Genomic DNA, 9417 nt, shown 5'->3' with positions numbered 1-9417 from the left:
AGAGGCAATCTTTTATAACGCTTACGGAATTACACCAGGAAAATTAGGTTCTGAACTTTTGAATGAAAGCACACAGGATTTAGCAACTACTTATCCACACATTACTCAGATTCCAAATGAGAAAGTAATAAAAGTGGAAGGCAATTATCCTGAGTTTACCGTTGTAACCAACAAAAACTCTTATAAAACAAAAAATATTGTAGTGGGAATTGGTTCTGCCAATACTTTCGACATTGAAGGTTTAATGCAGTTTGTTGAACCTCACAAAAAAGCGCTTCCAGAAAAACAACGTATACAGCTTAAAAATGAAGATCATAAAGTCGCTGACGGCATTTATGTTATCGGAACTTTAGCTGGATGGAGAAGTCAATTGGCCATTGCTGCTGGAAGTGGCGCTGCCGTAGCAACAGATATTCTTACACTATGGAATAACGGTACACAAACTCACGCTCACGATAGTATTCGATAGAATTATATAAAATTATTAAACCATATAAGTGATATAAGTTCATTTAATCTATGCACAAAAGCATATATGAACTTATATCACTTATATGGTTTATTTTTTTGTGTTTATTACTTCACCGAAACGATTTCTGTTACTTTAATGTGATTTTCATCTTCGGTTTTCCATTTTTCTCCTTTTACGGTTACCACATCTCCAATTTTTACTTGTTTGTAGTTTTGAGGTCCGCCAACATTTACAATACTAATTGTAGCAAAATAAACCTCTTTATTATCTGTCGTGATTTTTGCCGTGTAACCGTCTTTTCCTCCTTCAATAGATTCTACTCTTCCTGAAACTGGATTATTTGCATCATTTTTCATAGAAGTACAAGAGATTACAAAAGTCATTAAAAGCACTAGGAAACTTATTCTTTTTAGAGTTTTCATATTTTATGGATTTAACTGCAAAATGCGTTAGGATTAACACAATGTCGCTAAGTTTTTAAGTTAATATTATTTTCTCAGCTTCAAACTTTATGCCAGCTGAACGCAACTTCCCGCAATCACTTTTAAATTTTTACCTATTTTTTTCCAAACTCTTATGTACTTGAAAACTCCGTTAATAGCGTTATTATCGTAAGCTCCTTTTAATGAAACAGTAACAGCAACTACCGCTGTATTTTCAATAATGTTTACGATTTGATCCGAAGCTTCTAAAAAATCTATTTTCATTTTTCCAGAACGATATGTCAGTAAATCGAAATCTTTCGTTATCGTTTGTCCGTCTGGCATATTGAAAAGCAAATCATCATGAAGAATTGTTTCCAAAGCCATAACATCCGATTTTTTAATAGCAGTCAGAAGTTCGATTTCTGCATTAATAACGGTTTCTATTTTCATGATATAAAAGTTTGGAGTTATTTCCTCGGATTGAGAATGGTTTTAATCATCGCGTCATCTTTCAAGATCACATCATAATAATACAATTCCCCAAACAATTGTCGTGCAAATTCAGCAGTAATATAACGGTTCACAAGCGCTTTAGTCTTATCAAGTTTCAAGTCTAAACCAGTAATTAAAATATAGTTTTTAAACTTTTTGAAGTACACATCAGATGTCTTCATTTTATTTAAAAACGTATTAAAATTATCTCCTTTAAAAGCATTCCTATCCTTGTCTAATTCTTCAAAAACAAAATGACCGACAATTCCTGTTTGCAACAAATAACCAACGTTTTCATTGCCATGTTCAGCTTCCATCGGAACAAAAACATCTGGCACAATTCCGCCGCCGCCGTAAACAATTTTACCTTTTGGAGTTTTGAATTTTAATGAATCCGCTACTTTAATACTATCTTTTGCATACAATTCTCCTGTAGCAATTCTAGCTTCTGATTCTTTAAAATATTCTTCATTTCCTTTCTTATAAGGCTTCTGAATCGATCTTCCTGTTGGTGTATAATAACGCGCTACTGTCAATCTTACAGCAGACCCATCATTAAAATCCATTTCTCTCTGAACAAGACCTTTTCCAAAAGAACGTCTTCCAACAATAGTTCCGCGGTCGTTATCCTGAATTGCTCCTGCTAAAATTTCGCTTGCAGAAGCACTATTTTCATTAATTAAAACATATACTTTACCAGTTTCAAAACTTCCGGCTTTTGTAGCATACGTTTTATCTGTTGATCCATTTTTACTTTTTGTAAAAACGATTAGCTGTTTATCTTTTAGAAATTCATCAGCAATGGCGATCGCTTCTTCCATATAACCTCCCCCATTGTCGCGAAGATCAATTACCAGCGACTGAATTCCTTTTTGTTTTAATCTTGTTAAACCTGTTTTAAATTCATTGAAAGTAGTTTCAGCAAAACGGTTTATTTTGATGTATCCAATATTATTTCCGATCAACAAAGAAGCATCCACACTTTTAATTGGAATAACATCTCTTTTGACTTTAAATTTTAATTTCTTTTTTTCTGATTTTCTAAAAACAGTCAATTCGATTTCTGAACCTTGCAAACCTTTTAATTGTGAAAACAAACTATCTGAAGGCAGTTTTCTACCATATAATTTCGTTTTTCCAGCAAATAAAATTCGGTCACCAGACTTTAATCCCGCTCTTGCTGAAGGTCCATTTTCAATTGGTTTTATAATCGCAACTGAATCTTTATACATATAAAAATTGATTCCGATTCCGACAAAATCGCCTTTCATACTTTCGGCAACTTCTGCTTGTTCGCTAGGCGGAATATAAACCGAATGCGGATCTAACTTAGAAAGAATATTATCTACTGTAAGATTTACAATAGAATCTGTATTGATGCTATCAACATATTCATTATTGATAAAATCAATGAGTTTGTTGAGTTTGGTTTTGGAGTAATTTTTTGCCAAAAGCTGATCATCGACGGGAGCATTCATAAGGCTTCCGACAACCGTTCCCAGAGCAAAAGTAGCTCCGATTATTATGGGCAAATATTTTGGATTAAATTTCATTTACTCTTCTAAAACAGGAATATGTTCTACTTCAACACCTGCTTTTATTAAAAATTGAATTCCAGAATCATCACGGTAACCATTATGATAAACCACTCTTTTTATTCCCGACTGATGAATCAATTTACTACATTCTTTACAAGGTGAAAGCGTAATATACAGAGTTGCGCCTTCGCAAGACTGTGTTGATCTAGCCACTTTTAGAATTGCATTGGCTTCGGCATGTAAAACATCCCAGCGTGTTAAACCGTCTTCATCTTCACAGCAATTTTCAAATCCAGACGGTGTTCCGTTGTAACCATCAGAAATGATCATTCTATCTTTTACGATAATAGCTCCGACTTGTTTACGTTTACAATAAGAAAGCAAGCTCCACTCTTTTGCAATTCGCAGGTATGCTTTATCGTATTTATTCAGCTTTTTTACTTCCATTTATTTTATCTGTTCCAAATCGGACTTTCAATAATCATCGGAACTACAACTCCGATAATAAAAGCCGACATTACAAGTGCCCAGTCGCGTTTTGAAAAACGAAAAACCGTCTGCACAATATATGATATTACCAAAACAACAAAAACCACCACTAACTGTGCAGCTTCAATCCCTAAAGCAAACTCTCCCAAAGGTAGTAATTTTGATGTTGCAGAACCTCCTAAAATTGTTTTGAAATAATTAGAGAATCCTAAACCATGAATAATACCAAAGAATAAAGTTATGAAAAATACTAGATTAATACTATCATTTTTAGATGTCTTTCCGGCCGTAAACAAATGATAAAGAGCTGTTATCAAAATCGTAATCGGAATAAGGAATTCTACAAGATTTACTTTTATAGTAACAATTCCGTAAACAGAAAGAATTAAAGCCAACGTATGACCAATTGTAAAAATCGAAACAAGAAAAAATATTCTTTTCCAGTCTTTAAACAAATAAGGTACAGTTAATGCGATTAAAAAAAGAACGTGATCGTAAGCGTTAATATCTAAAACGTGTTTTAATCCTATTTGAAAATAAATCCAAAATTGTGACATAGGTAATCTATAATTTAAATAATTAGGGGTTGTAAACTTACGATTAATTTTCAGAATTAAAGATTTGAGCCTGTAAATCCTGCAATAAAAATAAGTTAAATTTTATGAGAAAATTAAAATCAAAAATTTAAAAATAGGATTATATTTGTTCTTTAAAAAACTAATTAATTATGCCATTTTCAGAATTATTTGATAACGAATTCAAACAAAGAAACAGAGGTCATTTCTCTGCAATTGTGCGTGTTGCATTTGCTGACGGAAAAATAAGCCCGGAAGAACAAGAATTTTTGAATAAAATTGCTTCAACCTTACAAATTTCAGAAGAAGAATACAAAGAGATCCTTTCAGATCCATGGAAACATCCAATAAACCCACCTTATTTATATACACAACGTTTAGAGCGTTTGTATGATTTGGCAAGAATGGTTCACGTTGACCACCATTTAGGAGATTTGCAAGAAGTAATGCTAAGACGTATGGGATTGGCTTTAGGATTTACTCCAGGAAACGTAGATTTTATTGTTGCAAAAGCGCTTTCTTTAGTAGACAAAAAAGTAGATTTAGATACTTTCTTGTTTGAAATGGAAAACATGAACAAATAAAAAAGTTTTCAGTCGAAGTTGCAGTATTCAGTTTGCTGCTGTCTTAAAATTGAGATTTTATAAAAAACCAAAAGCCCAACAGATTTAAATAATCTGTTGGGCTTATTTTTTATAGTTAATAATGAAAATTAAAAATACTCTTGAAATAGTAAACCCGACAGGTTTTAAAAACCTGTCGGGTTTGTTATATAGTTCAGTCTGAAAACTGCAACTGTAACTGAAAACTGAATACTTTTTTTTTATTCAGCTGCCATAAATTCCTCTGCTTTTTCTACCATATTATAGCTTCCACAGAAAAACGGAACTCTTTGATGCAGTTCTGTTGGTTGGATTTCCATGATTCTGTTAAATCCGTCTGTTGCTTTTCCTCCAGCTTGTTCTGCTAAAAAGGCCATTGGATTACATTCGTACAATAAACGTAATTTCCCTTTTGGCGCTTTAGAACTTGTTGGATAAATATAAATACCGCCTTTAATCATATTTCGATGAAAATCGGAAACTAAACTTCCAATGTATCTAGAAGTATAAGGTCTATTTTCTTTTTCTTCTTGGCAATATTTAATGTAATTTTTTACGCCTTGCGGAAAATGAACATAATTCCCTTCGTTTACCGAATAAATATTTCCGTCTTTTGGAAATCTCATGTTTGGATGCGAAAGGTAAAATGTACCAATTGCTGGATTTAAAGTAAATCCGTTTACCCCATAACCTGTTGTGTAAACCAGCATCGTTGAAGTTCCATAAATTACATAGCCTGCTGCCACCTGATTGATTCCCGGTTGTAAAAAATCCTCGCTAGTTACCGGAGTTCCAATTGGTGTTACTCTTCTAAAAACAGAAAAGATAGTTCCTACTGAAACATTAACATCAATGTTTGAAGATCCGTCAAGCGGATCCATTAAGATCACGTACTTATTATTATGACAGTTGTCGCTCCCCTGAACTGTAATATAATCGTCGTTTTCTTCAGAAGCAATACCACAGACAATCTCACGGTTTATTAACGTCTGGATAAATACTTCATTGGCATAGACATCTAATTTTTGCTGGTCTTCTCCTTGGATATTCTGCTCGCCCGCGGCGCCGATAATATCCACCAAACCTGCTTGGTTTACTTTATGATTCACAACCTTGGCTGCCAATCGAATAGAGTTGATAATTCGGGAAAGTTCTCCCGAAGAATACTGAAATGCTTTTTGGTTCTCAATAATAAACTCTCCCAGTGTTTTATTGCGTTCTTCCATTTCTAAATCGTTATAGTTTTGTTTTTAAGTCACAAATATCGTCTATTTTGTGAGAATGATTCAAAAATTATTTTGTTAGTTTGCTACTATTGTATATTTGCTAATAATCTGCAAAAAGCAACAACTAAAAAAATGCTTTTTTAGATAATAAATACATAAAAATACGAATACAAAAAATTGTTTCTGATAAGCATTCGCTAGAGTAAATCTGATAAAGGAAAAAGCGATACTATAAAGGACAAAAAATAAAAATGAATGGATTATGAATATTAGAAAAGGCAATCCTGAAGACATGAAATCGGTTTTGGGACTTATTCAGGAGCTTGCGATATTCGAAAAAGAACCTGAAGCAGTTGTCATTACAGAAGACGATTTAATACGTGACGGTTTTGGAGAAAAACCACTCTTTCACGTCTTTGTAGCAGAGATTGAAAACGAAGAAAAACAAAAAGAAATTGTTGGAATTGCCTTGTATTACTATCGCTATTCTACCTGGAAAGGAAAAACAATTCACCTTGAAGATTTAATTGTAAAAGAGAAAATGCGCGGCTCTGGATTAGGATCTGCACTTTATTCTGAAATAATGAAACAAGGAAAGAGAGATAATGTTAGAAGAATAGAATGGAATGTGCTGGACTGGAATACTCCAGCAGTAAAGTTTTACGAAAATTCAGGCGCCAAAATCCTTGAGGAATGGAGAGTAGTGCAAATGGATGAAACTGGAATAAATTCGTTCTTAGAAAAATTATAAAAAAAGTTAAGCCACAGATTATTAGGATTAAAAGGATTTTTAAAACCGTTATTAATAACCACAAATTGCACAAATTAATTTTTATAAATTAGTGAATGTAATAAAAAAAATCAGTGAGAATCATTTTAATCTGTGGCAGAAAAAACAAAACAAGATTTCGCCCAAATCTGAAATCTAAAAATCTAAAATCTATAAATTAAAAATGAGAGTATTTAAATTTGGAGGAGCATCGGTAAAAGATGCAGATGGAATTAAAAACGTATATGACGTTTTACAAAAAGTAGGTTACGAAGACGTAATTCTTGTAGTTTCGGCTATGGGAAAAACAACAAATGCTCTTGAAGTTGTCATAAAGAATTATTTCGAAAAATCGACAGAATTGAGTTCTTCTGTACAGGAAATTAAAAAATATCACAATCAAATCTTATTGGATTTATTTGAAGATGAAAATAATGAAGTTTTTGCAGCTGTAAATGCTCAGTTTGCTGAACTTGAATATTTTTTAGCACATAATAAATCTCCAAATTACAACTTCGTGTACGATCAGGTTGTTAGTTTTGGTGAATTGATTTCGACTAATATCTTAAGTCATTATATGAATTTCAGAGGAATTCAGACGCAATGGCTTGATGTTCGTAATTTCATTAAAACGAATGCAAACTACAGAGATGCAGAAGTAGATTGGGAAACCACTCAGCAAAACATCAGCAAAAATGTTCCAAGAAAACAATTAAACATCACTCAAGGTTTCTTAGGTGCTGACGAAAACAATTTCACTACAACTTTAGGTCGTGAAGGTTCTGATTATACTGCAGGAATTTTTGCTTATTGCTTAAATGCAGAAAGTGTAACCATCTGGAAAGACGTTCCTGGAGTTATGAATGCAGATCCACGTTATTTTGAAAATGCAAGTTTGTTAAACCAAATTTCATATCGTGAAGCAATCGAGTTAGCATTTTACGGTGCAACGGTTATTCACCCAAAAACTTTACAACCTTTACAGAAAAAAGAGATTCCGTTATACGTAAAATCATTCGTGAATCCTTTATTAAAAGGAACTTGTGTTTCTAAAGGTGTTGACTTAGAACCACAATATCCATGTTTTATCGTAAAAAGAGAACAACTTTTGATTTCGCTTTCTTCAATTGATTTTTCTTTTATTATGGAAGAAAACATCAGTGAGATTTTCGGATTATTCCACGAATTTAAAATCAAAGTAAACTTGATTCAGAATTCTGCGATTAGTTTCTCTGTTTGTGTGGAAGATAAATTTGGAAATTTCCCAGAATTGAATGCTATTCTTTCTAAAAAATTCAAAGTAGAATACAGCGAAAACGTAACCTTATATACAATTCGCCACTTTACAGAAGAGGCAGCCGCAACTGTTGAAGCTAACAAAGAAGTTTTACTAAAACAAGTTAGCCGCGAAACGATGCAGATTGTGACCAAAGAATTAAGCTAATATTGCTTTATAAAAGGTAATTTTTTAATTCAAACTTATTAAGAAAGGCTTCACTTTATAGTGGAGCCTTTTTTAGTTTTTTAGTTCCTTTTATTCTGCCTTAATTCTTTTATTACTTTTTTTAAGTCTCTTATTCTTCCTTCATATTGTTCAATCAATTTATCAGATAAAACAGCACTATCATTTTCTGGATTCTCTATATTTTCGCTAGGTTTAGTTTTTATAGTGTTTGTAAAAAGTTCCTCTGGAGTGATTTCAAATATTTTACAAATTTTTGAAAGATGTCCAGCCCAGGAATGACTTTCTCCCCTTTCCATTCGAGCATAAGCAGATTGAGAAATGTTTAAATGATCTGCCACTTCTTCCTGCGACATATTTCTATTTGTTCGTATCTTTTTTAACTTATGACCAACTGCTTTATTCATAATTAATGTTTAAAAACAAATATAAACATAAGAGTTATTTTACAATTATGCATTAATAGGTTTTTATAGCCGATTATCGACTAATATTTTTTTCTGATCTACTATAAATTTGAAAAATTAATCTATTAATTATAACTAATTATGAAGAAACATGCCCTCACTATTATTTTAATGATTATAATATCATTTTCATGCAGCAATAATGAGTCTGAAAAAGACACAACCACAAGTACAATTGATTATTCAGCCCTTAGCAAATCTGTAGACAATCAAGTTATCATATTTGGTAAAATAATTGCCGATTCAAATAATGGAGAAAAATTTACAAAGTATTTTAAAACAGAACCTTTAAACTTAAACAGCAGTAAAAGTGCCCCAAAAGAAAAGACCATAAAAATAAAACTAGCACCTCATTACAACAAAAAAGAAAACAAATTCATGTTGAGTTTCTACGAGGATTTGGCAAACTCTTATGATAATCAAATAATTGAACTTTTAAACTCCAAAAAAAACTTTACTTAATAATAGTAATTTTTCGACTGATTTTAAAAATGAAGTTAATTTTATCTTTAATACAATTGAAAAAACTGCAAATGAAATAAATACTATTTTAAATAAATCTCAAACAAATCAGACTGCAAAGAATAATGACTTTACAGATTGCCATGGCAAAGCAAGGTAAAAATATAGGAAGAGCCATTGCTACTGGAGCTATTGTCGGAGCCGCAAGAGGAGCAATTATAGGAGCTAGTGGAGGAACAGTTGCGCTACCTGGAGTAGGAACTATTGCCGGCGCAGTAAATGGCGCGGTATATGGTGCTGCTAGCGGTGCGGTCGGAAGTGGAGCGACAGCACTTGTGTGGGCTTTTATAGATTGTGCTATGGAGCGTAAATATCTGGAAGCAACTTCTTTATACACAGAAGATTTTTACAATGATATTATTCTTCCAAATAATCCAG

General features: G+C 32.5%; 12 protein-coding genes and 1 pseudogene. 6 read left to right on the top strand and 7 right to left on the bottom strand.

What is annotated here, in order from left to right; translation table 11 throughout:
- Positions 1–469, top strand: a 469-nt coding sequence (locus VGE71_RS03325) for an NAD(P)/FAD-dependent oxidoreductase (RefSeq protein WP_331137025.1), incomplete at its 5' end; no start/stop codon positions are given.
- 107 nt (positions 470–576) lie between these two features.
- Here the strand turns inward: VGE71_RS03325 and VGE71_RS03320 are convergent.
- The 5 genes from VGE71_RS03320 to VGE71_RS03300 all read right to left on the bottom strand — a co-directional run bounded on the left by VGE71_RS03320 (position 577) and on the right by VGE71_RS03300 (position 3973).
- Positions 577–894: a hypothetical protein gene (locus tag VGE71_RS03320; RefSeq protein WP_331137024.1), complete on the bottom strand. Its 318-nt coding sequence runs from the start codon at positions 892–894 to the stop codon at positions 577–579.
- Positions 895–981: 87 nt separating this feature from the next.
- On the bottom strand, positions 982–1347 hold the full coding sequence (locus tag VGE71_RS03315; protein WP_331137023.1) for a nuclear transport factor 2 family protein: 366 nt from the start codon (positions 1345–1347) through the stop codon (positions 982–984).
- 17 nt (positions 1348–1364) lie between these two features.
- Positions 1365–2942 carry a S41 family peptidase gene (locus VGE71_RS03310; RefSeq protein WP_331137022.1) on the bottom strand — a complete coding sequence of 526 codons (1578 nt, stop codon included), beginning with the start codon at positions 2940–2942 and terminating at the stop codon, positions 1365–1367.
- A complete protein-coding gene (locus VGE71_RS03305) occupies positions 2943–3374 on the bottom strand; it encodes a deoxycytidylate deaminase (RefSeq protein WP_089054282.1) in 432 nt (143 codons plus the stop codon). It abuts the gene before it with no gap.
- A gap of 5 nt (positions 3375–3379) precedes the next feature.
- Positions 3380–3973 carry a HupE/UreJ family protein gene (locus VGE71_RS03300; RefSeq protein WP_144217318.1) on the bottom strand — a complete coding sequence of 198 codons (594 nt, stop codon included), beginning with the start codon at positions 3971–3973 and terminating at the stop codon, positions 3380–3382.
- Between the two features lie 170 nt (positions 3974–4143).
- Here VGE71_RS03300 and VGE71_RS03295 point away from each other — a divergent pair, with 170 nt between their 5' ends.
- Positions 4144–4575: a TerB family tellurite resistance protein gene (locus VGE71_RS03295; protein WP_331137021.1), complete on the top strand. Its 432-nt coding sequence runs from the start codon at positions 4144–4146 to the stop codon at positions 4573–4575.
- Between the two features lie 239 nt (positions 4576–4814).
- On the opposite strand, the gene fbp is transcribed toward VGE71_RS03295, so the two are convergent.
- On the bottom strand, positions 4815–5819 hold the full coding sequence (gene fbp / locus VGE71_RS03290; protein ID WP_331137020.1) for a class 1 fructose-bisphosphatase: 1005 nt from the start codon (positions 5817–5819) through the stop codon (positions 4815–4817).
- 262 nt (positions 5820–6081) lie between these two features.
- Here fbp and VGE71_RS03285 point away from each other — a divergent pair, with 262 nt between their 5' ends.
- A complete protein-coding gene (locus VGE71_RS03285; RefSeq protein ID WP_331137019.1) occupies positions 6082–6570 on the top strand; it encodes a GNAT family N-acetyltransferase in 489 nt (162 codons plus the stop codon).
- Between the two features lie 202 nt (positions 6571–6772).
- Positions 6773–8032, top strand: a complete 1260-nt coding sequence (locus tag VGE71_RS03280) for an aspartate kinase (protein ID WP_331137018.1) — start codon at positions 6773–6775, stop codon at positions 8030–8032.
- Between the two features lie 80 nt (positions 8033–8112).
- Here the strand turns inward: VGE71_RS03280 and VGE71_RS03275 are convergent, their stop codons facing one another.
- Positions 8113–8457, bottom strand: coding sequence for a helix-turn-helix transcriptional regulator (locus tag VGE71_RS03275; protein WP_331137017.1), 345 nt, complete (start codon positions 8455–8457; stop codon positions 8113–8115).
- Between the two features lie 141 nt (positions 8458–8598).
- On the opposite strand from VGE71_RS03275, the gene VGE71_RS03270 reads away from it, so the two are divergent.
- Together VGE71_RS03270 and VGE71_RS03265 are read left to right on the top strand one after the other, a co-directional pair.
- Entirely contained in the window at positions 8599–8979 is a 381-nt protein-coding gene (locus VGE71_RS03270) for a hypothetical protein (protein WP_331137016.1), read from the top strand.
- Between the two features lie 125 nt (positions 8980–9104).
- Positions 9105–9417 (top strand): annotated as a pseudogene (locus VGE71_RS03265) (hypothetical protein); the annotation flags it as partial.

The organism is Flavobacterium sp., from assembly GCF_036405015.1.
Lineage (GTDB): Bacteria > Bacteroidota > Bacteroidia > Flavobacteriales > Flavobacteriaceae > Flavobacterium.
Note: the sequence above shows the minus strand (reverse complement) of the source record. Positions and strands in the feature narration are given on the sequence as shown.